The organism is Mycolicibacterium houstonense (assembly GCF_900078665.2).
GTDB classification, from domain to species: domain Bacteria; phylum Actinomycetota; class Actinomycetes; order Mycobacteriales; family Mycobacteriaceae; genus Mycobacterium; species Mycobacterium houstonense.
The window spans coordinates 3,775,943-3,800,761 of record NZ_LT546207.1 but is presented as its reverse complement, the minus strand read 5'-3'; the positions used below and the strand labels follow the sequence as shown (position 1 = coordinate 3,800,761).

The following is a 24,819-nucleotide window of genomic DNA, read 5'->3' as shown; positions in this document are numbered from 1 at the left end:
TCAGCCCTTCCGATCGGGGTGCTCGGCCAGTTCTTGTTCGGTGTAATACTTTTCGAGCTCGGACAGTTCGAAGGTGGCCAACAGGTCCGCCCGCATCGGCAGCTGGGACTCCGGCGTGACCGTCACGTCCGGCACCACCTGATCATCGCCGGCCGTACGGCACACCAGCAGCGTGTTGCGCCAGTTGGCGTCCATGTCCGGGTAGTCGTCGCGGGTGTGCCCGCCGCGACTCTCGGTCCTGGCCAGGGCGGCCTTGGCCACGCATTCGCTGACCAGCAGCATGTTGCGCATGTCGATGGCCAGGTGCCAGCCCGGGTTGAACACGCGACCGCCCTCGACGGTGACGTTGTGGATGCGGGTCCGCAACTCGGCGAGCTTGGCCAGGGCTTCCTCGATCTCCTCGGCCTTGCGGATGATGCCGACGAGGTCGTTCATGCACTGCTGGAGTTCGGCGTGCAGGGTGTACGGGTTCTCCGGGTTGGCGTGCGATTCGAAGGGGGCCAGCGCCAGCTCGGTCGCCTCGATGATCGCGGCCTCCGAAACCTTTGGCCGCTCCGGCAGCGCCGCCACATAGTCGGCCGCACCGAGCCCGGCCCGTCGTCCGAACACCAGCAGGTCCGAAAGTGAGTTGCCGCCAAGACGATTGGAGCCGTGCATACCGCCCGAGCACTCACCTGCCGCGAACAGACCGGGGGTGGCCGCGCCACCGGTGTCGGGATCCACCTCGATGCCGCCCATCACGTAGTGACAGGTGGGGCCGACTTCCATCTCGTCCTTGGTGATGTCGACCTCGGCCAGCTCCATGAACTGGTGGTACATCGACGGCAGCCGGCGCTTGATCTCCTCGGTCGGCATGCGCGAGGCGATGTCGAGGTACACGCCGCCATGCGGTGAGCCGCGGCCCGCCTTCACCTCGGAGTTGATGGCCCGGGCCACCTCGTCGCGGGGGAGCAGGTCAGGGGTGCGCCGGGCGGAGTCGTTGTCCTTGAGCCATTGATCGGCTTCTTCCTCGGTCTCGGCGTACTGGCCTTTGAACACCGGGGGGATGTAGTCGAACATGAACCGCTTGCCCTCGGAGTTCTTGAGCACTCCGCCGTCGCCGCGCACGCCCTCGGTGACCAGGATGCCTTTCACCGACAGCGGCCAGACCATGCCGGTGGGGTGGAACTGGATGAACTCCATGTTGATCAGGCCGGACCCGGCGCGCAGGGCCAGGGCATGGCCGTCGCCGGTGTACTCCCACGAGTTCGACGACACCTTGAAGGACTTGCCGATGCCGCCGGTGGCCAGCACGATCGCGGGCGCCTCGAACAGCACGAAATTGCCGGTCTCGCGGTAGTACCCGAATGCGCCGGCGATCCGGTCACCGTCTTTGATCAGCTCGGTGATCGAGCACTCGTGGAAGACCCGGATCCGGGCCTCGTAGTCGCCGAGCTCGGCCTTGTCCTCCTGCTGCAGCGAGACGATCTTCTGCTGGAGCGTCCGGATGATCTCCAGGCCGGTGCGGTCGCCGACGTGGGCCAGCCGCGGATAGGTGTGCCCGCCGAAGTTGCGCTGGCTGATCCGGCCGTCCTTGGTCCGGTCGAACAGCGCGCCGTAGCTCTCCAGTTCCCACACCCGGTCGGGGGCTTCCTGGGCGTGCAGTTCGGCCATCCGCCAGTTGTTGAGGAACTTGCCGCCGCGCATGGTGTCACCGAAGTGCACCTGCCAGGAGTCCTTGGTGTTGACGTTGCGCATCGCGGCCGCACAGCCGCCCTCGGCCATCACGGTGTGGGCCTTGCCGAACAACGACTTGGTCACCACGGCCACTCGCAGACCGCGTTCGCGGGCCTCGATCACCGCGCGTAGACCTGCCCCGCCGGCACCGATCACGACTACGTCGTAGCTGTGCCGTTCCAACTCGCCCATGAAAATCCCCACTCGCCTTCTTGCGTGTACGTACTTGTCGGCCAAAGAAAGTCGGCTCGCCGACTCAGCCGATGAACCTGAGATCGGAGATGGTGCCGCTGGCCACCAACATGATGTAGAAGTCGGTGAGGACCAGGGTGCCCAGCGTGATCCAGGCGAAAAGCATGTGGCGGGTGTTGAGCTTGCTCACCTGTGTCCACATCCAGTAGCGGACAGGGTGTTTGGAGAAATGCTTGAGCCGGCCGCCGGTGACGTGCCGGCACGAATGGCAGGACACCGTGTAGACCCACAGCAGGATGACGTTGACCGTCAGGATGACGTTGCCGAGGCCGAACCCGAATCCGGACGGCGAGTGGAACGCGACGATCGCGTCATAGGTGTTGACCAACGAGATGAGCACCGCGGCATAGAAGAAGTACCGGTGCAGGTTCTGCATGATCAGCGGAAGCTTGGTCTCACCAGTGTATTTCGCGTGCGGTTCGGCGACCGCGCAGGCGGTCGGTGACTGCCACACCGACCGGTAGTACGCCTTGCGGTAGTAGTAACACGTCAGCCGGAAGGCCAACAGGAACGGCAGTGAGATGAACGCCATCGGGATGAACCAGGGCAGTTCCCCGACCCACTGGCCGAAGTGGCTGGCCCCCGGCGCGCACGCGGTGCTGACGCAGGGTGAATAGAAGGGCGTCAGGTAGTGGTAGTCCTCCACCCAGTACGCGCTGCCCCAGAATGCCCGGATCGTCGCGTAGATGACGAACGCCGCAAGCCCCAGGTTGGTCAATAGTGGTGCCTGCCACCACCGATCGGTCCGTAGGGTGCGTTGAGGGATCTGCGCTCGTGTGGACGAGAAGACCCCGGTCGCGCGACGGTCAGCGGTGGGTGCGCTCACGGTTCCCTTTCTTCAGTTCAATTGTTCGCGGGCGGCAAAGGCCCGCGAGCTCAGCGGTATCCGCCGAGACCCTCGTCAGCGACGTCCTGCCAGAACTCGCTGCCGTATTGGGTGTCGGGGATCCCGATCTTTTCGCGGGCCGGTTGTTGGCGTGTCACGCCGTGACGCATCTCCAACTCTTCGGCGTCGATGTCCAACCGCTCGATGTCGTTGAGGATTCGCTCGGCGTCGTTGACCACACGGCGCATGGCGGGGGAATCCCCGTACTTCGCCGCCAACGTGGTGACGCACCGGCGCATGTCGCCGATCAGATTGTGCAGTTCGGTGAACTCGGTGGTGGTGGACAAGTGACCTCCTCGGGCTGAAGGGTGTCAGGGCTCACAGTACGACACCCAATGCTAGCCACATCACGATCGGAACGTGATGCGCATCACGTCCGAAAGGTGGGGCCCGGGCCGCCCGAACGAGCCGTCGAGGCCCGACCCGTAGTGTTGTTTTCGCTGGCTTCGCGGCCGGTCAAGGGACATCTGAGCGCCTGGAGGAACGCATGAGTGAGTCGACGTTGCAGGATCGTGCCGCGGCGCTGTTGGCGCTGCATCAACCCGGTAACCCTGTTGTGCTGCCCACGGTCTGGGACGCCTGGTCGGCCCGGCTGGCCGTCGACGAGGGGTTCTCCGCACTGACCGTGGGTAGCCATCCGGTCGCCGATTCAATCGGCAAGGCCGACGGCGAGGTGATGTCGTTCGACGACCTGCTGGCCCGGGTACGGCAGATCACCGACGCGGTCGACGTGCCGGTGTCGGTCGACATCGAGTCCGGCTATGGCGAGGCGCCGCAGCGCGTGATCGAAGGCCTGCTCGACGTCGGCGCGGTCGGCTTCAACCTGGAGGACACCGTGCACCGGGAGAACAAGCGGCTGCGCAGCCCGGCCGAGCACGCCGAACTGGTGGGGCAGCTGCGTGCGGCTGCCGACTCCGCCGGTGTCCATGTGGTCATCAACGCGCGTACCGACCTGTTCCTGCGCAATGACGGCGAAGACGCCGACCGGGTGGACCGGGCCATCGCCCGGCTGTCCGAAGCGGCGGCCGCGGGTGCCGACTCGCTGTTCCCGGCCGGCCTCCGCGACCCGGAAGGGTTGGCGCGCTTCGTTTCCGAGGTGCCGCTCCCGGTCAGTGTGACGGTTCCGGCCGACACCGCCGACCGTGCGGAGCTGGCGGCGATCGGTGTGGGGCGCATAACCTTCGGGCCGTTCCTGCAGTGGTCGCTGGGTGCTCGGGCCAAGGAGATCCTGGGGCGCTGGCGCTAGGCCGGCCCAGGGGCCGCCGAACCGTTCGGCCAATTTGTGCGAAGTGCCGCTTCTCGACGTGCCCGGTGTGCCAATAATGACGCACTGGCACGTCGAGCAGGCGGGATGCGGGCGATGGTTTGGCGCACAAAACACACGGTGACGCTGGCGGCGACCGGCACGGTGGCGCTGAGTGGGCTCGGGGTGGCCCCGGCCGCGGCGTCGACGTTCGTGCCGTTGTCGATTCAGATCCGGAACTGCGACTTCGTCGCGCCGCTGTTCCTCGACGGCGTGGGTTCCGGGCCCGGCTCGGGCTGGGCCGATATCGGCAGTGACGGGTCCGAGGTGCGCGCCCAGGTCCACATGCAGACGGCCTGGCCCGGCGCCGCCTACCGGGTCCGGCTCATTCAGATGCCCCGTTCGGGTGCGGCCACCTGTAACCCGGGCGACCCGGGGGTGTCCAGCGGTGTGCTGCATACCGACGCCAGCGGCACCGCGACCGTCACGGTCTCCGGGCCTGCCCTCGCCGACGCGACCGAGGCCTACGTGGTGGTCGAGGGGCCGCCGCCGCCGGGGCGTATCCGCGGCGACGTGTACAGCTCGGACTTCCTGGCGAAGATCTGAACTGCGAGGGTTGGTGGAACCCAACGGATTCCACCAACCCTTAGCCGGTCATCGCAGCCGGATGCGGACGGCCAGGGCGGCGCACCCGATCACGACGGCACCGCCGAGTACCGTCGTCCAGGTCAGCCCCTCATGCAGTAACAGGGCCGCCCAGGCGATCGTCATCACCGGCTGGATCAGCTGTACCTGACTCACCTGGGTCATCGGCCCGATCGCCAACCCGCGGTACCACGCGAAGAAACCCAGGTACATGCTGACGACCGCCAGGTAGCCGAACGCGGCCCACTGGGCCGGCGTCGCCTCCGGCGGCTGCTGCACCACCGCCAGTGCCGTGAGGGCCAGCATCACCGGTGCGGCGACCACCAGGGCCCACGACACCGTCTGCCAGGCGCCCAGCTCCCTGGCCAACAACCCGCCCTCGGCGTACCCGACCGCGGCGGCCAGCACGGCACCGAAGAGCAGCAGGTCAGCCCAGCTCAGGTGGCCGAAACCGGAGCCGTGCACCATGGCGAACACCACCGCGGCAATCGCGCCGGCCGCCGCCATCACCCAGAAGGCGACGGGCGGTCGCTCGTGGCCACGCACCACGGCGCACACCGCGGTGGCGGCCGGAAGCAGCGCGACCACGATGGCGCCGTGGCTGGCCGGAACCACGGTGAGTGCATACGACGTCAGTAGCGGGAACCCCGCAACGACGCCGGCCGCGACGACCGTGAGCCGGGCCCATTGCCGGGCGGTCGGCCGCGATTGCCGGGTCAGGGCCAGGGCTACCCCCGCGATGGCGGCGGCGACGACGGCGCGGCCGGCGCCGATGAACAGCGCGGACAGCCCACCGGTGGCGACCTTGGTGAACACGATCGTGAACGAGAAAGCCGTGACACCCAGCAGTCCCCACCACAGCCCCGAGTGGGATAGCGCTGACGACTTCTGCACAGTAGCGCTACTCTGTATCAACATGGATAACGATAGCACTGACCGCATCGTGTCCGGGCTGCGGAAATGGATCGCCACCGCGCCACCCGGGGCGCAGCTGCCGTCCAACCGCGCCCTGGTGGCCGAATATGCGGCCAGTCCGGTCACCGTCGCTAAGGCCATGCGCACGCTGCGCGGCCTCGGGCTGGTGGAAAGCCGCACCGGCGTAGGCACTTTCGTGCGCGCGGTGCGCACGGACCGGCTGCCGGATTACGGCTGGCAGACGGCCGCGCTGCGATCCCCGCACGCGCGGATCCCGGCCTTGTCGACGCCGCTGCGCAGCGTCGCACCCGACGTGATCGCCCTGCACTCCGGTTATCCCGTCGGGGATCTGCTGCCCGAGCGCCTGGTCCGCAGCGCACTGACCCGTGCCGCGCGCGGGGAGGCTGCGGTGAATCCGGCACCCGCACCCGGCCGTCCTGACCTGCAGGCGTGGTTTGCTCAGGAACTAGCCGAGACGTTCGGAGGCGGCGTGACGGCGCCGACCGCGCGCGAGGTGATCGTGCTGCCCGGCAGTCAGAGCGGGCTGAGCTCGATCTTTCGCGCGCTGGTCGGATTCGGGCAGCCGATGTTGATCGAGTCGCCCAGTTACTGGGGGGCGATCCTGGCTGCGGCCCAGTGTGGGGTGCGACTGGTGCCGGTGCCCAGCGGGCCGCACGGACCCGAGCCCGAAGAGCTTTCGCGAGCCTTCGCCGAAACCGGTGCGCGCGTGTTCTACGCGCAGCCCAATTTCGCGAATCCGACCGGGGCGCAATGGCATCCCGACCTCGCCGCCCAGATTCTCGAGGTGGTGCGCAGCCACGGCGCCTTCCTGATCGAGGACGACTGGGCGCATGACTTCGGCATCGACAGCACGGCGCGGCCGGTCGCGGCATCCGACGATGCCGGCCACGTCATCTATCTGAGATCGCTGACCAAGAGTGTGTCGCCGTCCATCCGGGTGGCCGCGATGGTGGTCAGGGGCCCCGCGCGCGATCGGCTCCTGGCCGACCGTGGTGCGGAGTCGATGTATGTCAGCGGGTTGCTGCAGGCCGCCGCGCTCGATGTGGTCACCCAGCCGGCCTGGCGGACCCACCTGCGTGGTCTTCGGCAGCAATTGCGGGTCAGGCGTGACCTGTTGATCGCCGCGGTGGCCGAGCATGCGCCCGGTGCGCGGTTGGAGCAGGTCCCCCGCGGTGGGCTCCACCTGTGGCTGCGCCTGCCCGATGCGACCAACCTGCAGCGTCTGGTGCGCGATTGCGAGGCCGAATCGGTACTGGTGGCGGCGGGCAACGAGTGGTTTCCGGCCGAACCCTCGGGGCCGTACCTGCGGCTCAACTTCTGTGGACCCGATCCGCAACGCTTCGCCGAGGGCGCGCGGATCATCGGCCGGGCGCTGGCCGGCCAGCTGGGATAGCCCGATCGCGGTAGCCGCGCGATCTCACACATCCGCGGCGGGAACCGTGAGGACACCGTGACGGGCGCTTCACACGGCGCGACATTTCGGCAATCTCGGGTTCCTAACCTCGCCGTATGTCGTCAACACAGAACGTCGTGGTCGTCGGACACGGCATGGTGGGCCACCGCTTCGTCGAGGCGTTGCGGTCGCGTGACGCCGAGGGCACCTGGCGGGTCACCATCCTGTCCGAGGAAGCCGATGCCGCCTATGACCGGGTCGGGCTGACCGGTTACACCGAGCACTGGGACCGCGCGCAATTGGCCCTGCCCGGTAACGACTATGCCGGCGACGACCGTGTCGACCTGCGGCTGGGCTGTGCGGTCGCCGAGATCGACCGGGAGGCCAAGACGGTGCGCGCCGTCGGCGGCGAGACCTTCGCCTACGACGCCTTGGTGCTGGCCACCGGGTCGTACGCGTTCGTGCCGCCGGTGCCCGGGCGTGACCTGCCGGGCGTCCACGTCTACCGCACGCTGGATGACCTCGACGCCATCCGGGCCAGCGCGAAGAGTGCGCTGGACTCCAAGTCGCCGGTCGGTGTGGTCATCGGCGGCGGCCTGCTCGGTCTGGAAGCGGCCAACGCGCTGCGTCAGTTCGGGTTGACCACGCACGTGCTGGAGATGTCGCCGCATCTGATGTCGGCCCAGCTCGACGAGGCCGGCGGCACCATGCTGAACCGGATGATGCGGGGTCTCGGCATCGAGGTGCACACCGCGGTCAGCACCGACAGCATCCAACCGGTGCAGAAGAACAAGCCCCTGCGGAAGTCCGCCGTCGATGACTCGATGCGGGTGTCGCTCAACGACGGCACCACCATCGACGCCGGCGTCGTCATCTTTGCCGCCGGTGTGCGCCCGCGGGACGAACTGGCCCGGGCCGCCGGTCTGGACATGGCGCAACGCGGTGGCGTGCTCACCGACCTGACTTGTGTGACAAGCGATCCCAACATCTACGCGATCGGCGAGGTGGCCGCCATCGACGGCCGCTGCTACGGGCTGGTGGCACCGGGGTACACCACTGCCGAGGTGGTGGCCGACCGCCTCTTGGGGGGTGCGGCCGAGTTCCCCGGTGCCGACATGTCCACCAAGCTCAAGCTGCTCGGTGTCGACGTGGCCAGTTTCGGTGATGCCAAAGGCAATACGCCGAACTCGTTGGAGGTCGTGGTCAACGACCCGGTCAAGCAGACCTACGCCAAGCTGGTGCTGTCCGACGATGCCAAGACGCTGCTCGGCGGCATCCTGGTCGGCGACGCGTCGGCCTACGGGGTGCTGCGGCCCATGGTCGCCAGCGAGTTGCCCGGTGACCCGCTGGCGTTGATCGCCCCGGTCTCGGAAGATGGAGCCGGTGGCGCTGCTCTCGGCGTGGCCGCGCTGCCCGACATCGCGCAGATCTGCTCGTGCAACAACGTCACGAAAGGTGATCTGAAGGAAGCGATCTGCGGTGGTTGCGACGATGTGGCCGGCCTGAAGAAGTGCACGCTGGCCGGCACGTCGTGTGGTTCCTGCGTCCCGCTGCTCAAGCAACTGCTGGAGTCAGAGGGCGTCGAGCAGTCCAAGGCGCTGTGCGAGCACTTCACCCAGTCGCGCGCCGAGCTGTTCGAGATCATCAGCGCCACCGAGATCCGCACCTTCTCCGGGCTGATCGAGAAGTTCGGCACCGGAAAAGGTTGCGACATCTGCAAACCCACGATCGCCTCGATCCTGGCGTCCACCAGTTCGGACCACATCCTGGCCGGCGAACAGGCCTCGCTGCAGGATTCCAACGACCACTTCCTGGCCAACATCCAGAAGAACGGCAGCTACTCGGTGGTGCCGCGGTCACCCGGCGGCGAGATCACCCCCGAGCAGTTGATCCTGATCGGCGAGATCGCAAGGGATTTCGATCTCTACACCAAGATCACCGGCGGGCAGCGCATCGACATGTTCGGGGCGCGGGTCGAGCAGCTGCCGCAGATCTGGGCGCGCCTGGTCGAGGGTGGCATGGAATCCGGCCATGCCTACGGCAAGTCGCTGCGCACCGTGAAGAGCTGCGTCGGCAGCACCTGGTGCCGGTACGGCCAGCAGGATTCGGTGAACATGGCCGTCGAGATCGAGAAGCGGTACCGCGGCCTGCGGGCCCCGCACAAGATCAAGATGGCCGTCTCGGGCTGCGCCAGGGAATGCGCGGAAGCGCAGAGCAAGGACGTCGGCATCATCGCCACCGAACAGGGCTGGAATCTCTACGTGTGCGGCAACGGCGGGATGTCACCGCGGCACGCCCAGCTGCTGGCCGGCGATCTCGACGACGAGACGCTGATCCGCTACATCGACCGGTTCCTGATGTTCTACATCCGCACCGCGGATCGCCTGCAAAGGACGGCCCCCTGGTTGGAGGCTCTCGATGGCGGCCTGGACCACCTCCGCGAGGTTGTGTGCAACGACTCCCTGGGCCTGGCAGCCGAATTCGAGGCGGCCATGGAACGCCATGTCGCCGGCTACGCCTGTGAATGGAAGGGCGTGCTGGAGGACCCGGAGAAGCTCTCGCGCTTCGTCTCGTTCGTCAACGCACCCGACGTGGACGACCCGACCATCACGTTCACCGAGCGGGCCGGCCGGAAGGTGCCCGGCGCGACAGACATCGGCATGCCCAAGGTCCGAGGATTCCAGGAGGCGAAATGACCCTGCTCGACGATGGCACAGACCTCTACGACCGTCCGCTGTCGGAGTGGACGACGGCCTGCCGCTACGACTTCCTGATGCCCTGCCGTGGCGTCGCCGTGCTGCTGCCGGACGGCGCTCAGGCGGCGTTGTTCCGTCTCGATGACGGCTCCCTGCACGCGGTGGGCAACATCGATCCGTTCAGCGGCGCAGCGGTGATGTCCCGGGGCATCGTGGGGGACCGCGGCGGCCGGGCGGCGGTGCAGTCGCCGATCAAGAAACAGGCCTTCGCGCTCGACGACGGCAGCTGCCTGGACGACGGCGCGGTGTCCATTCCGGTCTACCGCACCCGGGTCACTCCGGGTGGGTTTGTTCAGATCGCGGCCTGATCGGTCGTCCGGCTCCAGTGGGCATCGCGCCCCTGGAGCTTGCAGCGTTCGACGTCACCGCGCCGTTCCAGCACGGTCAGGTTGCGATACACCGATTCGATGACGACGGGCGCGCGGAAATGCTCGTGCATGTCGTCGCGTAGCTGTGCGGTGGTCATCGGCCGTGACGTCCGTTCCAGGGCGTTTAGCAGGTGCTGACGCAGACGTTCGGCCGGGACCCGGTCACCGGGTCGCACGGCCCTGCGCGCCGTCTCGGCGCTCAGTGTCCAGCGGTGTTGTCACCTGCACCTTTATCCGCACTCCTTACGAATCGTCGACGAACCGGATAACGATAGCTGAGTATTCGGCGTCCTTTTGCCATCCACCGGGTCCGGCAAACGATTGACGCGCTCGTTAACTGGGTCAACCACCTGTACAGAGGGTATTTCCGTTGGAAATTTGCCAGAACTGCATGGTGGCGACATGTCTCCTAAGGCGTGAGGCGGATCTCTCTGGCTAACTAGAATAGTTCGCTGGGTGTGTTTAGACTCCGAGTCAGGGAACGCTTCAAGAGGGGCTGACAAGGGATGTTTGCACGATCGGTTTTGAATCTAGTGGGGGCGGCGGCGATGCTGGGCGCACTCGGGGCAGCGCTGCTGCCGCTGGGTTTGAATGCCGTGGATCGCGCCGGCCAACCCATCCCGTGCGGTAGCGGGGTCAACCCGAACTACGAGGTCGCCGCCCAGCAGGATCGGCTGAATCTGGACCAGCACACGCTCGCGGGCCCCGGGTTCATGGCAAGCGATTACGTCGAGCAATGTTCGGCACTCGTCACCGGACGCCGGACGGCGGCCTTCACGGTCGCCGGTGCCGGCGGTGCACTGGTGTTGATGAGCTTCGCCGGCCCACTCATCGTGCGGTCGCTGTCCTCACGCCGCGGCAGGCAGGCTCAGCACGCCCGCGCGGCGGAACCGGTTCGCTATCAGCCGCACCATGCCAGGGTGGGTGCCGAGGGGCTCGCTCACGAGGTCGGCGCCGGATTCACGCAGCCGATCCTGGAAAAGTCCGTCGGCGAGCAGGTAGGACGCCACAGCTACGCGGCGATGGCTGCGGCGGCGCTGCGCGGCGACGGCTTCCGCGACGGTCGGCGTCCCGGTGGCGGCGAAGGCCAGTTCTACGCGGTCGCCGGTTACCGCTGACAACAGTGCGGCGGTGCGCCGCAGGTCGGATTGTGCGCTGGGGTCTGAGGTTCCGGCTGCGGCCAGGACCACTGAATCGCCCGGGCGCCAGCCCGATTCGATGAGCCGGTCCGCCAGCACCCGGACCGTGCCGGGGCAGGGACCCAGTGGTTTCGTGACGGTGACGGCCGGGTGGGCACTGGCCGCCACGTGCGCGGGCACATCGACCCGGACGTGATATCCGGCGGCGAGGAACGCCGGCACCACCACCGCGGGACAATCGGTCGGCAGCGACGCCAGCACCTCGTGCGGTGTCGGCCCCACCACGTCGACGAACGAGACGTGCACCGGCCGGCTCAACAGGTCCGACACTCGCGCGGCCAGGTCACCGATCATCGCGACGCCGCCCGGCTTGCGGGTGCCGTGGGCGACCAGGACCAGGCTCACAGCGCGCGCGCCATCTCGGAATCGTCGACGGCCAACCGGTAGCCCCGCTTGACGACCGTCGACACGATGTTCTTGTCGCCCAGGGCAGTTCGCAGCCGCAGCACGGCGGTCTCCACGGCGTGGGTGTCGGTGCCGCTGCCGGGCAGGGCGCTGAGCAGGTCGAACCTCGACACCACCGCGCCCGGCCGGTGGGCCAGCGCCCGGATGGTCGCCATCCCGGCCGGGGACAGCGATTTCACCGCTCCGTCGACCAGCACGCAGGTGCCCCGGATCTCCAGCGTGTGCCCGGCGACCCGAACCGTCCGGGCCTGCAGCAGCGGTAGTTCGTCGGTGATATGACGGGCCAAGGCGCCCAATCGCATTCGCTCCGGCGCCGAGGTCGGCACCCCGAGGCGAACCAGCGGCCGCGCGGTGACCGGGCCGACGCACATCGCGTGGACATCGGTGCGCAGCGCCGTCACCACACGCTCGGCCAGGCCCATCTCGGCGGCCCGCATCAGTACCGAGGCGACCGCCATGGCCGAGGTGAAACTGACTGCGTCGAAACGTCGTTCGGCGATACCTGTGACCATCTGGTCGAACTCGCCGTCCCGCGGCGCGGGATGCCAGCGGTACACCCTGATCGGCACCACGTCGGCGCCGGCGGCCCGCATCTCGTCGAGGAACTCGGGGAACGGATCCCACTCGTCGGTGGCTCCGTGCAACTGCACGGCGATCCGCTGCCCCGAGACGCCCTGCTCGAGCAGATAGCGCAACACCTCCCGGGAGGACTCCGATTCCGGCGACCATTCCTCGGGCAGGCCCGCGGCCCGCAGCGCCCCGGTGGCCTTCGGGCCACGGGACACGATGCGGGCCTTGCCGAGGGCTGCGGTCAGATCGCCGTCGAGGCCCCAACCGTCCGCGGCGGCCATCCACCCGCGAAACCCGATCCCGGTGGTGGCCACCACGATGTCCGGCGGTACGTCGATCAGCGCTGCGGTGTGGCTGCGCAGTTCGTCGTCGTCGGGCAGCGGCACCATGGTGATCGCGGCAGCGCTGGTCACGGTCGCACCGCGCCTGCGGAGTAGGGCACTGAGCTCGTCGGCGCGTCGGGAGGAGGTCACCGCCACCCGAAAGCCGGTGAGCGGTGCCCAGTCGGGATCACTCATGTGTCCTGTGTAGGCAGGAGGTGTTTCCAAGGTGTTAACCAACCATTGCTGAGGCGTGTCGGTCTGCCTCGCCCTCCGTGACCTGCGTCGCAACCGGGCGCCGCACGTACCGCATCCAGGTGACGGCCGAGGCCACTACGTAGAACGCCAGGAAGATGCAGAAGGCCGCGGTGGCAGATCCGCTGGACAGGTAGGACTGGCGCAGGGCCAGGTTGATGCCCACACCACCCAGGGCACCGATGGCACCGGCGAACCCGATCAGCGCCCCGGACATGGACAGCGACCACCGCTGCCGCTCCTCCTCGCTGATGTCGAGGGAGTGGCTGCGCGCCTCGAAGATGGACGGGATCATCTTGTAGACCGAGCCGTTGCCCAGCCCGCTGAGCAGGAACAGCGCGATGAACCCGATCACGTAGCCGATCATCATCAGGCCGTTGGCCGCACCGGCGGCGTGATCGTCGTACATGCTGATCGAGACCAGCAGCCCGGCCGCCAGGATCATGCCGCCGAACACCGCCAGGGTCACCCGGCCACCACCGATCCGGTCGGCCAGCTTGCCGCCGTACACCCGCGACAGCGAACCGAGCAGCGGGCCGAGGAAGGCGATCTGTGCGGCGTGCAGTGAGGCCTGTGCCGCGGTCTGGCCGCCTGCGGCGAAGTTGATCTGCAGCACCTGCCCGAAGGCGAACGCGAAGCCGATGAACGAGCCGAAGGTCCCGATGTAGAGCAGCGAGATCACCCAGGTATCGCGTTCTGTCAGAATGGCTTTCATCGCGCCCAGGTCGATCTTGTGCTGTTCCAGGTTGTCCATGTACAGCGCGGCGCCGATCCCGGCGACGGCCAGTGCCACCAGGTAGATGGCGCACACCCAGTAGGGGGAGCGGTTACCCGCGGTGGCGATCACCAGCAGGCCGACCAGCTGGATCATCGGGACGCCGATGTTGCCGCCGCCGGCGTTCAGCCCCAAGGCCCAGCCCTTGAGCCGTTGCGGGTAGAACGCGTTGATGTTGGTCATCGACGACGCGAAGTTGCCGCCGCCGAAACCGGCCAGCGCCGCACACAACAGGTAAGGCCACAGCGGCAGACCGGGATTGGCCAGCAGCACCATGGTGCCGACCGTGGGGATCAGCAGCACGAAGGCCGAGAAGACGGTCCAGTTGCGGCCGCCGAACGTGGCGGTGGCCAGCGTGTAGGGGATCCGCAGGCAGCCGCCGACCAGGGTGGCGGTGGCGCCGAGCAGGAATTTGTCGCCCGCCGAGAAGCCGTACACGGCCTCGGGCATGAACAGGACCATCACCGACCAGATGGACCAGATGGAGAAGCCGACGTGCTCGGCCACCACCGACCAGATCAGGTTGCGGCGCGCGATGTACTTGTTCCCGGCCTCCCAGGCCAGCGTGTCCTCGGGATCCCAGTTGGTGATGCGTTTCGACTTCAGCAGAGTGGGCATGGCGCAACGCTAGGAAGCGTTTATTGCCCGAAAGCTGCCCGCGATGACCCGGCCGTGAACTTCCGCTCACCTGCTCCCCGGCACGAATGTGAGCCGGTGCTTTTCTGGCGGTTACCAGACGTCGCCGTCGCGCCAGTCGCAGGTGATCTCCGCCGAGGTGTCCAGTTCCATGCCCGCGGGTAGACCGACCGGCATCACGAACACCGAATCGTCTTCCTCGGGTGTGCGGGTGATTCCGGTGGGCCGCAACACCGAGGTGGGGCCCTGCCAGGGCAGCCAGCCGCGCGAGAGGTACATCTGCCGGGCGGGGTCGTCCCCCGAGCTCAGCGCGCCCAGCTGATAGGCCCCGCGCAGCACCTGCTCCACGGCGTCCATGACGGCGGTGCCGAGGCCTTGGCCCCGCCAATCCTCGCGCACCGCCACAGCTTCCACATATCCGCAGCGCAACGCGGTGTCGCGGTAGATCAGCCGCCGCTGAACCACCGAGGCGTGAGCGATCAGCGCGCCGTGCTGGCAGATCAGCGCGTGCATACCGCCGAGCGCGTGCTCCCAGTCGGCCTCGCTGAACATGCCGTCGAAGGCCTCGAAGACCATCCGTCTGGCGCCCTCGCGGGTCTCGTGATCGAGGTCGGAGGTATGGATCAACCGTGCGGTGTGCAGGATCCCGCCACTGACGCGCGGTGCACTGACATCCTGGATGGGCACACCCTTGTTCTACCAGCGCCGCGCGCCGGTGTCTCTACGTTGCCGGCCGTCTAGTCGCCGAACGGTTGACGCGGGTGGGCCCAGTGCAGCCGCACGGTCTGTCCCGGCCGCACCTGGCCCAGCTTGTCGATGTCCTCGTCGGTCACCACGCCGATCACCGGGTAGCCACCGGTGACCGGGTGGTCGGGCCCGAGGATCACCGGAAAACCGTTGGGCGGTATCTGGATTGCGCCGCGGGTGGCACCTTCGCTGGGCAGCTGGCGGTCCGGCCAGCGGTAGTCCAGCGGCATGCCGACCAGGCGCATGCCGACCCGGTCGCTGCGGGTGGTCACCAGCCAGTTGGTGCGCACCAGCACGTCGGGGTCGACGAACCAGTCGTCGCGCGGGCCGGGCACCACGTTGAGCTCCACCACCTCGTCGGTGATGGCCGCGACCGGGGCCTGGTCGGTCTCGGGCAGCTCGGCGGTGTGCTCCCCGATCGGCAGGATGTCGCCGGGTTGCAGCGGTGCCGGGCCGATGGCCGACATCACGTCGTAGCTCCGTGAGCCCAGCACGGGTTCGACGGCGATACCGCCGCGCACCGCCAGATAGCTGCGCAGCCCGGAGTGCGGGGCGCCCAGCGAGATCACCTCACCCTCATGTACATGGTGAATGCTGTTGGTGCCGAATGGAATTCCGTTGACGGCTGGGTCGGTGTCGGCGCCGGTGACCGCGATGGACACGTCGCCGCCGCGCACGCGCGCGGTGAATCCGCCGAACATCACCTCGATGGTGGCGTGTTCGCCGGGGTTGGCGACCAGTCGGTTGGCCAGCGCGTGCGCGCGACGGTCCGCGGCACCTGAGCGGGTGACGCCGAGGTGCGCCATGCCGGGACGGCCGAGATCCTCGACCAGGGCCAGCGGTCCGGTCCGCAGAACCTCCAGGCTCGGCGGGCAGGAGCGCAGCGACCCGGGGTTCGATGTAGTGGTCATGGTGTCTCCTTCGCCGGCTAGCCGATGGCCCGGAACTGCACCCACGTACCGGGGGTGAGCAGCGCAGGGGGTTCCCGATGGACGTCGAACAGCACCGCGTCGGTGTGCCCGATCAACTGCCAGCCGCCTGGCGACTGTCGCGGATAGACGCCGCTGAACTCACCGGCCAGCGCCACGGCGCCGGCGGGAACGCTGGTGCGCGGCTCGGCCCGGCGCGGCACCTGCAGGCGCTCGTCACCGCCGATGAGGTAGGCGAATCCGGGTGCGAAGCCCATGAACCCGACCTGCCACGGGCTGCCGGTGTGGGCCGCGATCACCTGGGTCGGGGTCATCCCGGTCAGCGTCGCGACCTCCTGCAGGTCGGCGCCGTCGTAGACGACGTCGATGGTCACATCTGCCCGGCCGCCTGCGGGGCGGACCGGGGCCGAACCGGGTTGTAATCGCAATTTGCTCAGCCGTTGCCGGGTAGGCGCCTGATAGCGGGGATCGGCCAGCTTGATCAAGATCGTGCGCGACGCGGGCACGATATCGACCACGCCGAGCAGTTGGGCCGCGGTGAGCGTGGCGGTCCACGCCAAAACATCGGCAGTGCTGTCGAACTCGAGCAGCAGAGCCTGATCGCCATAGTCGCGGGCCGTGCCGGGGTTGAGGCTCGGTCCCGCGTCCATCACTTCTGATGTCACACTCATGACCTGAAGCTACCCGCGGGTAGCTAAGAAAGCTCCAGCTCTATGAACCTTGCCAGAGCTGCCTTATCGAAGCCTCACACGGCGAGCTGATATGTGGGCTCTCGGCGCTTGATCGCCCCGATCACGCGATAGGTGATCGGCAGCATGATCACCTCGACCGCGGTCTTGTAGACCCAGCCCAGGGCGGTGTAGGTGACGAAGTCGCCGAACGTGCTGATGCCGATCGCGCCGGCCGCGATGGCGCAGAACACCAGGGTGTCGCCGAGCTGGCCGGCGAAAGTCGATCCGACCAGCCGGGCCCACAGGTGCTTCTCCTTGGTCCGTTCCTTGATGGCGACCACGACCCAGGCGTTGATGGTCTGCCCGACGATGAACCCGGCCAGGCCCGCGACGATCAGCTGGGTGTAGGCGCCGACGACGTTCTCGAAGTGCTCCTGGTTGGTGTAGAAGTCGGCGGCAGGCAGGTAGATGGTGATCCAGAACGCCAGTGCGGCCAGGGCATTCATCGAGAAGCCCAGGAAGATCGCGCGACGTGCGGCCTTGAATCCGTACACCTCGGAGAGCACGTCGCCGATCACGTAGGTGAGCGGGAAGACGATGAATCCGCCGTCGGTGATGATCGGCCCGAAGGCGACGCCCTTGGTGGCGGTGACGTTGGAGATGATCACCAGCGCCGTGAAGACCGCGACGAGCACCGGATAGTAGGCCGAGCCGACGATGGCGGTGCCGCGGTGCTCGTGGTTTTCCTGGGTGCTTGTCACCCGGTCATCTTGTCAGGTCAAGACCTGGTTGAGCAGCGGTGGCAACTGGTCGGCCACCACCGGGTAGGACAGCGGTGAGGCGAAGGCGATGGCCCCGGCCAGTTCCTTGGTGGTGAACACGTGGTGCTGGCGGGCGGTTGCCCGGAGTTCGGTGATCGTCGGATCGGCCAACAGCGCGTCCCGCTCCTGATCGCTCTCGGTCGTCCAGATCAGCACGTCGGCGGCGTCGAGCACCGAGGCGAGGTCTGCGCGCGGGATGAGCTCCGGTGTCTCGGGCACGGTGAGGCCCATCTGGGTGAGGAACTCGGTGCGCCAGCCCGTCCGGGTCTGCACGCTGTCGCGGAACAGCGTGCCGCCCAGCAGCATGGCCTTCTTCCCGGCGAAATGCGGGTGGTTGGTTGCCACCGTCTTGAACTTCTCGTCCACCCCGGCGATCAGCCCGGCCATTGCGTCCTTCTGGAACACCGCCTGGCCGATGAGGGTGGCCTGGTCACGCCACGGCTCGAAGAACGCGTCCGGTCCGGACTGCGCGATGGTCGGGGCGATCTCGGACAGTTTGGCGTAGGTGTCGGCGTCGAGTCCGGCGTTGGTGGCCACGATGAGGTCGGGTTTGAGCGCTGCGATCGCGTCTACCTGTATCCCGTCGGTCAGGGCGAGCACGGTGGGCTGGGCGCCGCCGAGCCGCGGTTGCGCCCATGGCCACACCGCGAACGGCTCGCCGCCGAACCATTCGGTGATGGCGATCGGGACGACGCCGAGGGCCAGCAGATCGTCCTGCTCGGTGAAACCCGCGCTGACCACCCGCTGCGGCGGTCCGGGAATGGTGGTGTCGCCGAAGAGGTGGCGGACGGTCACCGAACCGTCTTTGGCGACTTCGCCGGGCTTTTGCGTGCTGCACGCGGCGACCAGGGCCATCGCGGCGGTGACCGCGAAGAACCCTCGCCGTGACAAGGTTGTCGGCACTTAGCCAGGGTAACCGCTACCCGGTGGAGAACGTGCCCAGCAGCCCACCGAACAGGACGGAGGCCAGCGCCAGCGCCACCACGATGTTGACCACGGTGGCCGCGGCGAACAGCAGAATGGGCCGCCACCCGGCCTCTTTGAGGCCGCGCAGCGAGAATTCCAGTCCGATCGCCACGAACGCGAAGATCAGGAACCACGTCCTCAGGTCGTTCACGGTCGCGATCGCGGCCTTGCCGTCGGCCGCGAACTGCAGGTACAGCGTGCCGATCACCGAGGCGGCGATGAAGCCGAGCACGAATTTCGGGAAACGGTCCCAGAATTCGCGGATCGACGGCCGCGCCACCGCGGCGTCGGAGCCGGGGGAGTGCCGTTCGACCTTGAGCGCGAAGTAGGCGGTGAGGGCGATGGCGACGATGCCGATCAGCGCGTTCTGCGTGGTCTTGACGATCGTGGCGATCTGCAGTGCCTGTTCGCCGGCGATCGTGCCCGCGGCGGCCACGGCCGCGGTGGTGTCGATGTTGCCGCCGATCCAGGCGCCGGCAACCGCGTCGGACAGCCCGAACACGTCGGCCAACCAGGGCAACAGGAAGATCGACGGCAGGGCGAAGACGATGACCAGAGACGCGGCGTAGGCCAGCTGTTCTCGTCGGGCCTGAACCGCGCCGGCGGCGGCGATGGCTGCGCTCACCCCGCAGATGGAGACGGCCGAGGCCAATAGGGCCCGCAGTTTGTCGTCGAGGCCGAGCCGACCGCCCAGCCACCAGGTGAACCCGAAGACGATCGAGATCAGCAACAGGGCTTGGATTATCGCGGGGCCGGCTGCGGAGGCGAGCACCTTCAGGTTGATCGAGGCACCGAGCAGCACCAGGCCGGTCTTGATGAAGAACTCGGTGCGGAAGCCGTGAGCCAGGGTTTCCCGAAGCGCCAGCTTGGCCAGCACGGCGTTGCCGATCAGACCGAGAGCGATTGCGTAGACCGGGAATTCGACTGACTTGGCGATCTTCGCCAGCGGCGTGCCCGCGGCCCAGTGCGGCACCTGGGTCTCCAGGAATCGCGTTGCCGCGCCGAGCGTGATGACCACAAACACTCCGGCGATCGCGTAGCCGACGTTGGACGACCGCGGGTCGGTGCGCGCCTCGGTGTCGGTCACGGGATCAGGCTTCCGGGAATGGCGCCGACGAGCACGAGGGTCAGCAACGTGAGGCCGACGATCACGGCCAGCCAGTCTTCGTTCACGCGCGTCACGGTAAGAACCCCGATCTGGCCCGGGAAGCGTTGCGATCGTCGCGAATACAACCGGTTACGTATCCGCTGTTGCCGGCCTGCGCAATGGATGTCGAGCGGTTATTGTCGATCCCGCATATTGCGCCTCCCCTGGGCATATTCTCGGGTCAACGGGGGAACCGATCGAGGAGTGACCATGAGGATCACGTGGTATCCGGTGTTGCTCGGATTCACCGGCTTGGCGCTCCCGATGGCCATCGTCGCGGCCCCGCCCGCCGCGGCAGAATGCATCGACGCCGGGGGCTCTACGGTGTGCGCGCAGGGCGCCGTTCGCGGTGGCGGACCGACGCCGCCGAAGGCAGGCCCTTACTACCCGTACCCCTGTGCCAACGACTGGTACTGCGGTGACTGGGGCTTGGAGATCAACCTGGACCCGCGGCCACCCGATGGCGGGGGCTGGCGGCCAGGACGTCCGTGAGCCATGGTCAACCGAGTCGACTTAGGAGCCACGATGTTTTCCCGTGTGATCGCCACCGGCGCAATCAGCCTGGGGCTCTTGGCTGTTGGGGCGCCTGTCGCCGCGGCAGAAGAGCCGAACTGCACCGCCGCCGACCTGGCCGGGGTGATGGCCGGGGTGCGCGCGTCCACCTCGGCGTATCTGTTCACCCATCCCGACGTCAACGCGTTCTTCACCAGCCTCAAGGGACAGACGAACGACGAGATGGCCGAAAGCGTGCGGGTCTACCTCGAGGACAAGCCGCAGATCCGCGCTGAACTGACGGGGATCCGGCAACCTGCGATCGATTTCCGCAACCGCTGCGGCGGGTAGCCGGCCTACGGCTGAACCAGCCCCCGCAGCAGCACTGCCAGTCCGTACTCGAACGCGTCATCGGCACGCGCGGGCCGAGGCGCGCCGGTGTCCAACGCGGCGCTCAGTTCCGGGCCGACTTCGGCGCCGGCCTCCCACGGCCGGTCGGGGGCGGTGAGGTCCAGCGCGGACCCCAGCACGTAGTTGTCCACCAGGGTGATGGTTCGCAGCGTGTCCGCGGGGCTGAACCCGGCCCGGGCCAAGGTGACGGCGATCGCGTTGTACATGGTCAGCGCCTGGGTGCTGTTGACGGCGTGCGCCGTGAGCAAGGGAATCAGCTGCGGATAGCGGGCGAAGCTGCTGCGGTAGGAGCGCATGATGTCGGCCAGGATGTCGATCCAAGGCAGGTCGGTATCGAGATCTGGCAGGTGGACTTCTGACATCGCGCGTTCGCGGAGCAGCTCGATGATCTGCTCGCGCCCCGAAACGTGGTTGTACAGAGATGACGGGCTGACCTTGAGCTTGCGGGCCAGTTCGGGGATGGTGAATCCGCCTGTTGTGCAGACGAGATCCATTGCCGCACTGGTGATCCGGTCTATCGACAGAATCGGTGTCGGTGGACGTCCCATGGCCTGTTCCCCCCTTGTTCGAACTTTGATCTTTACAAATGGTGGCCTGCATCACAGAATAAAACGAATCATATTCGTTTTAGGAGTCACATGATCACGCTCACCGCGGCCGCAGCCGAGCCGCTGTCGCGCAGCACCGAGTCGGGGCGACCGCCCCTGCGGGTGGGGTTGGTGCAGCACCGCTGGCGCCCTGACGTCGACAAACTCACCAAGGTGCTGCGTGAGGGCATCGACCGCGCCGCCGGTGCCGGCGCGACGGCCGTGTTCCTGCCCGAGATCACCCTGCTGCGCTATCCGGCCGACACCCCGGCGGGGCCCAACCCGGGGGACCAGGCCGAGGATCTGACGGGTGGCCCGACGTTTGCACTGGCAGCCGAGGCGGCACAGGCCAACGGGATCTTCGTGCATGCGTCGCTGTACGAGAAGGCCCCCGCGGCGGACGGCCTGGGCTACAACACGGCGATCCTGGTGTCGCCGTCCGGCGAGCTGGTCGGGCGCACCCGCAAGATGCACATCCCGATTTCGGCGGGCTATTACGAGGACACCTACTTCCGTCCGGGACCGTCCTCGGCGGATGGTGACCCATACCCGGTGTACAACCCCGAAGGGCTGGGCGCGCGGATCGGCCTGCCCACCTGCTGGGATGAGTGGTTCCCCGAGGTGGCCCGCAGCTATTCGCTGGCCGGCGCCGAGGTGGTCGTCTATCCGACAGCGATCGGATCGGAGCCGGTCTTTCCCGCGTTCGACACCCAGCCGCTGTGGCAGCAGGTCATCGTCGCCAACGGCATCGGCAGCGGATTGTTCATGGTGGTGCCCAACCGGACCGGGGACGAGGGCACCCTCTCGTTCTACGGCTCATCGTTCATCTCCGACCCGTACGGCCGGGTGCTGGTTCAGGCGCCACGCGACGAGGAAGCGGTGCTCGTCGCCGATCTCGACCTGGACCAGCGCCGGGACTGGCTGGAGCTGTTCCCGTTCCTGGTCACTCGCCGCCCCGACAGCTATGGCCCGTTGACCGCTCCGGTCGATCCCGCCCACCCGTACGGCGCCGGCCATGCCGCGACGCCCGTCGTGAAATAGGCACCGTCGGTGACCTCATACCTCATGCCCGCCGAGGGCGTGCCGCAAGATCGTGTCTGGATGGCCTTTCCGTGCGAGGGCTACTCGCTGGGCGATGCCGATCAGGCGCGCCACGAGGCCCGGTCGACCTGGGCAGCCGTGGCTCATGCCGTGGCGCAGTTCGAACCGGTGACGATGCTCGTCGACCCCGCCGAGCTGGCGGTCGCGAAACGCTATGTGTCGCACGATGTCGAGCTCGTCGAGGTGCCGTTGAACGATGCCTGGATGCGTGACATCGGGCCCACGTTCGTGCACGCCGACGATGGTTCGGTGGCCGCCGTCGACTGGACATTCAACGGTTGGGGCGCGCAGGACTGGGCCCGTTGGGATCGTGACGCCAAGGTCGGGACCATCGTGGGCGAGTTGGCGGGCGTCACCGTCGTGCCGTCCGCACTTGTCAACGAGGGTGGCGGTATTCAGGCCGACGGGCAGGGTACGGTGCTGGTCACCGAGACCGTGCAACTCGATCCCGGCCGAAATCCCGGTGCGACCAAGGCCTCTGTCGAAGCCGAACTGGCTCGCACCATCGGCGCCACCGAGGTGGTGTGGCTGCCGCGCGGACTGACCCGTGACAACGAGCGCTACGGCACCCGCGGCCACGTGGACATCGTCGCGGCGATCACCGCCCCGGGGCGAGTGCTCCTACACACGCAGAACGCCGAATCGCACCCGGACAACCTGGTCTGTAAGGAGATTCGGTCATCGCTGGCGGGCAGGTTCGAGGTCGTCGAGATGCCCGCGCCGGCCACCCTTACCGATGCCGACGGCTTCGTCGACTACAGCTACATCAACCACCTGGTGGTCAACGGCGGTGTGATCGCCTGTGCGTTCGACGATCCGCATGATGCGGATGCGGTGGCGATCCTGGCCGAGCAGTACCCCGGACGCGAAGTAGTCACAGTCGATGCCCGCCCACTGTTCGAGCGTGGCGGCGGAATTCATTGCATCACCCAACAACAACCATCTCCGATCTACCGGGAGGTAAGCGCGTGACCGTGCTCGACACGACGGCAACTCTGTTCCACGGCGGGACAATCTGGGCTCCGTCAGGGACCACCGATGCGCTGCTGGTCGCCGACGGCGTGGTGCGGGCACTCGGAGCCGATGCGCTGGCTTCGACCGCCGACCGGAACGTCGACCTCGAGGGCGGTTTCCTGATGCCGTCGTTCGGTGACGGCCACGCCCACCCCCTGTTCGGTGGTTTGGAATCGGCGGGCCCCGCGGTGCGGCCCTGCCGATCGATCGACCAGATTGTTTCAGCGGTAAAAGAATTCGCGGATGCGAACCCCGATCAGGAGTGGATCGTCGGTGCCTCGTACGACGGAAGCCTGGCCCCGGGCGGATTGTTCGACGCGCGATGGTTGGACGCCGCGGTTCCGGACCGGCCGGTGGTGCTGCGGGCCTGGGACTATCACACCATGTGGGTGAATTCGGTTGCGCTGCAGCGCGCCGGGATCACCGCCGACACACCCGATCCGGTGCTCGGTGAGATCCCGCGGCGCGAGGACGGCTCCCCCCTGGGCACGCTGCGTGAGTGGGGCGCCACCGACCTGGTCACCGCGGTGATGCCGCCCCGCGACGAGGCGGTGCGAATCGCCGCGCTGAGTACGGCTGCCGACTACTACCTGGCCCGCGGTGTCACCTGGGTTCAAGACGCCTGGGTGGAACCGGCCGAGCTCGACACCTACCTTGCGGCTGCCGGGCAAGGCGCGCTGCGGATGCGGTTCAATCTGGCGTTCTACGCCGATCCACGCCACTTCGACACGCAGGTAACGCAATACGCCGCCGCCAGGGATCGGGTCGAGGCGGCAGGTTCGCCGCTGCTGACCGCGCAGACGGTGAAGTTCTTCGCCGACGGGGTGGTGGAGAACGAAACCGGCGCGCTGCTCGAGCCCTACTGCTCGGGGCTGCATTCGCACGGCATGCAATTGTGGGAGGGCGATGCACTGGCCGAGGCCGCCAGGAAAGTCGACGCCCTTGGTTTTCAGATCCATATCCACGCCATCGGCGATGCCGCGGTCCGTCAGGCTTTGGACGCCATCGAATACGTTGCGCGGCACAATGGCCCGCGGGACCGGCGCCCGGTGATCGCCCATGCCCAGTTGGTGGACGACGCCGACCTGGGCCGGTTCGCCGAACTCGGGGTAATTCCGAACATGCAGCCGTTGTGGGCGCAGATGGACGCCCTCATGACGGTGCTGACCATTCCCCGGCTCGGCGCCGAGCGGGCCGACCGGCAGTACCGGATGCGCACATTGGAGAACTCCGGTGCGGCATTGGCATTCGGATCGGACTGGCCGGTGTCCTCGGGCGCGCCGCTGGACGGGATCGCAGTCGCCATCTCACGCTGCACCTCAGAGGGGGCGCCCGCGGGTGGCTGGACGCCCCAGGAGATTCTCCCGATCGAGCCGGCCCTGTCGTCGTACACCGGCGCGGTGGCGTATCAGGCTTTCGCGGAAAAGGAATGGGGCCACATCGCCCCCGGGGCGAGTGCTGATCTGGTGTGGTTGGACCGCGATCCGCGGTACGTCTCCCCGCCCGATTTGCCGACGGTGCAAGTACGCGCCACTTATTTGCAAGGTACGCAGGTCTATTCGGCCGCGAAGTGAAAGG

The 24,819-nt window shown here is 67.5% G+C and carries 25 protein-coding genes; 10 read left to right on the top strand and 15 right to left on the bottom strand.

What is annotated here, in order from left to right:
- The 3 genes from BN4332_RS19010 to BN4332_RS19000 form a co-directional block, all read right to left on the bottom strand.
- Nucleotides 1–1,908, bottom strand: a complete 1,908-nt coding sequence (locus tag BN4332_RS19010) for a fumarate reductase/succinate dehydrogenase flavoprotein subunit (protein ID WP_066900707.1) — start codon at nt 1,906–1,908, stop codon at nt 1–3.
- A 64-nt stretch (nt 1,909–1,972) separates the two neighbouring features.
- Complete coding sequence (gene sdhC, locus BN4332_RS19005) at nt 1,973–2,794, bottom strand: succinate dehydrogenase subunit SdhC (RefSeq protein WP_066900565.1); 822 nt, start codon at nt 2,792–2,794, stop codon at nt 1,973–1,975.
- Nucleotides 2,795–2,844: 50 nt separating this feature from the next.
- Nucleotides 2,845–3,141 (bottom strand): Rv0250c family protein, encoded by a 297-nt coding sequence (locus BN4332_RS19000; RefSeq protein WP_066900562.1) that lies wholly within the window; start codon nt 3,139–3,141, stop codon nt 2,845–2,847.
- Between the two features lie 200 nt (nt 3,142–3,341).
- Between BN4332_RS19000 and BN4332_RS18995 the strand changes: the two genes are divergently transcribed.
- Together BN4332_RS18995 and BN4332_RS18990 are read left to right on the top strand one after the other, a co-directional pair.
- The gene (locus BN4332_RS18995; protein ID WP_066900560.1) at nt 3,342–4,100 is read left to right on the top strand and encodes an isocitrate lyase/PEP mutase family protein; all 759 of its coding nucleotides are present in this window, start codon (nt 3,342–3,344) and stop codon (nt 4,098–4,100) included.
- 138 nt (nt 4,101–4,238) lie between these two features.
- On the top strand, nt 4,239–4,703 hold the full coding sequence (locus BN4332_RS18990) for a hypothetical protein (protein WP_235654142.1): 465 nt from the start codon (nt 4,239–4,241) through the stop codon (nt 4,701–4,703).
- A 48-nt stretch (nt 4,704–4,751) separates the two neighbouring features.
- Here BN4332_RS18990 and BN4332_RS18985 read toward each other — a convergent pair whose 3' ends face one another.
- Nucleotides 4,752–5,660 carry a DMT family transporter gene (locus BN4332_RS18985; RefSeq protein WP_066900558.1) on the bottom strand — a complete coding sequence of 303 codons (909 nt, stop codon included), beginning with the start codon at nt 5,658–5,660 and terminating at the stop codon, nt 4,752–4,754.
- On the opposite strand from BN4332_RS18985, the gene BN4332_RS18980 reads away from it, so the two are divergent.
- The 3 genes from BN4332_RS18980 to nirD all read left to right on the top strand — a co-directional run bounded on the left by BN4332_RS18980 (nt 5,659) and on the right by nirD (nt 10,135).
- Nucleotides 5,659–7,071 (top strand): aminotransferase-like domain-containing protein, encoded by a 1,413-nt coding sequence (locus BN4332_RS18980; protein ID WP_074133116.1) that lies wholly within the window; start codon nt 5,659–5,661, stop codon nt 7,069–7,071. The genes BN4332_RS18985 and BN4332_RS18980 overlap by 2 nt on opposite strands.
- A 116-nt stretch (nt 7,072–7,187) precedes the next feature.
- A complete protein-coding gene (gene nirB, locus BN4332_RS18975; RefSeq protein ID WP_066900556.1) occupies nt 7,188–9,767 on the top strand; it encodes a nitrite reductase large subunit NirB in 2,580 nt (859 codons plus the stop codon).
- Nucleotides 9,764–10,135: a nitrite reductase small subunit NirD gene (gene nirD, locus BN4332_RS18970; protein ID WP_066900555.1), complete on the top strand. Its 372-nt coding sequence runs from the start codon at nt 9,764–9,766 to the stop codon at nt 10,133–10,135. Before nirB ends, nirD begins: the two co-directional genes overlap by 4 nt.
- Here nirD and BN4332_RS18965 read toward each other — a convergent pair.
- The 10 genes from BN4332_RS18965 to BN4332_RS18920 all read right to left on the bottom strand — a co-directional run bounded on the left by BN4332_RS18965 (nt 10,120) and on the right by BN4332_RS18920 (nt 19,576).
- Nucleotides 10,120–10,293, bottom strand: coding sequence for a hypothetical protein (locus BN4332_RS18965; RefSeq protein ID WP_235654141.1), 174 nt, complete (start codon nt 10,291–10,293; stop codon nt 10,120–10,122). The two genes, nirD and BN4332_RS18965, sit on opposite strands and share 16 nt — an antisense overlap.
- 750 nt (nt 10,294–11,043) lie before the next feature.
- Entirely contained in the window at nt 11,044–11,739 is a 696-nt protein-coding gene (locus tag BN4332_RS18960) for a sirohydrochlorin chelatase (RefSeq protein WP_066900551.1), read from the bottom strand.
- Complete coding sequence (locus BN4332_RS18955; protein ID WP_066900549.1) at nt 11,736–12,887, bottom strand: uroporphyrinogen-III synthase; 1,152 nt, start codon at nt 12,885–12,887, stop codon at nt 11,736–11,738. The genes BN4332_RS18960 and BN4332_RS18955 overlap by 4 nt, the downstream gene beginning before the upstream one ends.
- A 34-nt stretch (nt 12,888–12,921) precedes the next feature.
- A complete protein-coding gene (locus BN4332_RS18950; protein WP_066900547.1) occupies nt 12,922–14,337 on the bottom strand; it encodes a nitrate/nitrite transporter in 1,416 nt (471 codons plus the stop codon).
- A gap of 111 nt (nt 14,338–14,448) precedes the next feature.
- On the bottom strand, nt 14,449–15,042 hold the full coding sequence (locus BN4332_RS18945; RefSeq protein WP_074133115.1) for a GNAT family N-acetyltransferase: 594 nt from the start codon (nt 15,040–15,042) through the stop codon (nt 14,449–14,451).
- Between the two features lie 50 nt (nt 15,043–15,092).
- Nucleotides 15,093–16,013, bottom strand: a complete 921-nt coding sequence (locus BN4332_RS18940) for a 5-oxoprolinase/urea amidolyase family protein (protein WP_066900545.1) — start codon at nt 16,011–16,013, stop codon at nt 15,093–15,095.
- 17 nt (nt 16,014–16,030) lie between these two features.
- Nucleotides 16,031–16,702 (bottom strand): 5-oxoprolinase subunit B family protein, encoded by a 672-nt coding sequence (locus BN4332_RS18935; protein ID WP_066900543.1) that lies wholly within the window; start codon nt 16,700–16,702, stop codon nt 16,031–16,033.
- Between the two features lie 74 nt (nt 16,703–16,776).
- A complete protein-coding gene (locus tag BN4332_RS18930; RefSeq protein ID WP_066900542.1) occupies nt 16,777–17,463 on the bottom strand; it encodes a queuosine precursor transporter in 687 nt (228 codons plus the stop codon).
- A 12-nt stretch (nt 17,464–17,475) separates the two neighbouring features.
- Nucleotides 17,476–18,426 carry an ABC transporter substrate-binding protein gene (locus tag BN4332_RS18925; RefSeq protein WP_066900539.1) on the bottom strand — a complete coding sequence of 317 codons (951 nt, stop codon included), beginning with the start codon at nt 18,424–18,426 and terminating at the stop codon, nt 17,476–17,478.
- Nucleotides 18,427–18,442: 16 nt separating this feature from the next.
- Entirely contained in the window at nt 18,443–19,576 is a 1,134-nt protein-coding gene (locus tag BN4332_RS18920) for a YeiH family protein (protein WP_066900537.1), read from the bottom strand.
- Between the two features lie 270 nt (nt 19,577–19,846).
- On the opposite strand from BN4332_RS18920, the gene BN4332_RS18910 reads away from it, so the two are divergent.
- Together BN4332_RS18910 and BN4332_RS18905 are read left to right on the top strand one after the other, a co-directional pair.
- Complete coding sequence (locus BN4332_RS18910; RefSeq protein WP_066900536.1) at nt 19,847–20,128, top strand: hypothetical protein; 282 nt, start codon at nt 19,847–19,849, stop codon at nt 20,126–20,128.
- Nucleotides 20,129–20,161: 33 nt separating this feature from the next.
- A complete protein-coding gene (locus tag BN4332_RS18905; protein ID WP_066900534.1) occupies nt 20,162–20,479 on the top strand; it encodes a heme-binding protein in 318 nt (105 codons plus the stop codon).
- Nucleotides 20,480–20,484: 5 nt separating this feature from the next.
- Here BN4332_RS18905 and BN4332_RS18900 read toward each other — a convergent pair whose 3' ends face one another.
- Nucleotides 20,485–21,087 carry a TetR/AcrR family transcriptional regulator C-terminal domain-containing protein gene (locus BN4332_RS18900; protein ID WP_066900532.1) on the bottom strand — a complete coding sequence of 201 codons (603 nt, stop codon included), beginning with the start codon at nt 21,085–21,087 and terminating at the stop codon, nt 20,485–20,487.
- A 90-nt stretch (nt 21,088–21,177) separates the two neighbouring features.
- Between BN4332_RS18900 and BN4332_RS18895 the strand changes: the two genes are divergently transcribed.
- Genes BN4332_RS18895 through BN4332_RS18885 form a run of 3 tightly spaced genes read left to right on the top strand, consistent with a single transcriptional unit; the run spans nt 21,178 to nt 24,815 of the window.
- A complete protein-coding gene (locus BN4332_RS18895; RefSeq protein ID WP_066900530.1) occupies nt 21,178–22,167 on the top strand; it encodes a nitrilase-related carbon-nitrogen hydrolase in 990 nt (329 codons plus the stop codon).
- A 24-nt stretch (nt 22,168–22,191) separates the two neighbouring features.
- Complete coding sequence (locus tag BN4332_RS18890) at nt 22,192–23,199, top strand: agmatine deiminase family protein (RefSeq protein ID WP_200820423.1); 1,008 nt, start codon at nt 22,192–22,194, stop codon at nt 23,197–23,199.
- On the top strand, nt 23,196–24,815 hold the full coding sequence (locus BN4332_RS18885; protein ID WP_084459327.1) for an amidohydrolase: 1,620 nt from the start codon (nt 23,196–23,198) through the stop codon (nt 24,813–24,815). Before BN4332_RS18890 ends, BN4332_RS18885 begins: the two co-directional genes overlap by 4 nt.
- The last annotated feature ends 4 nt before the right edge of the window (nt 24,816–24,819 follow it).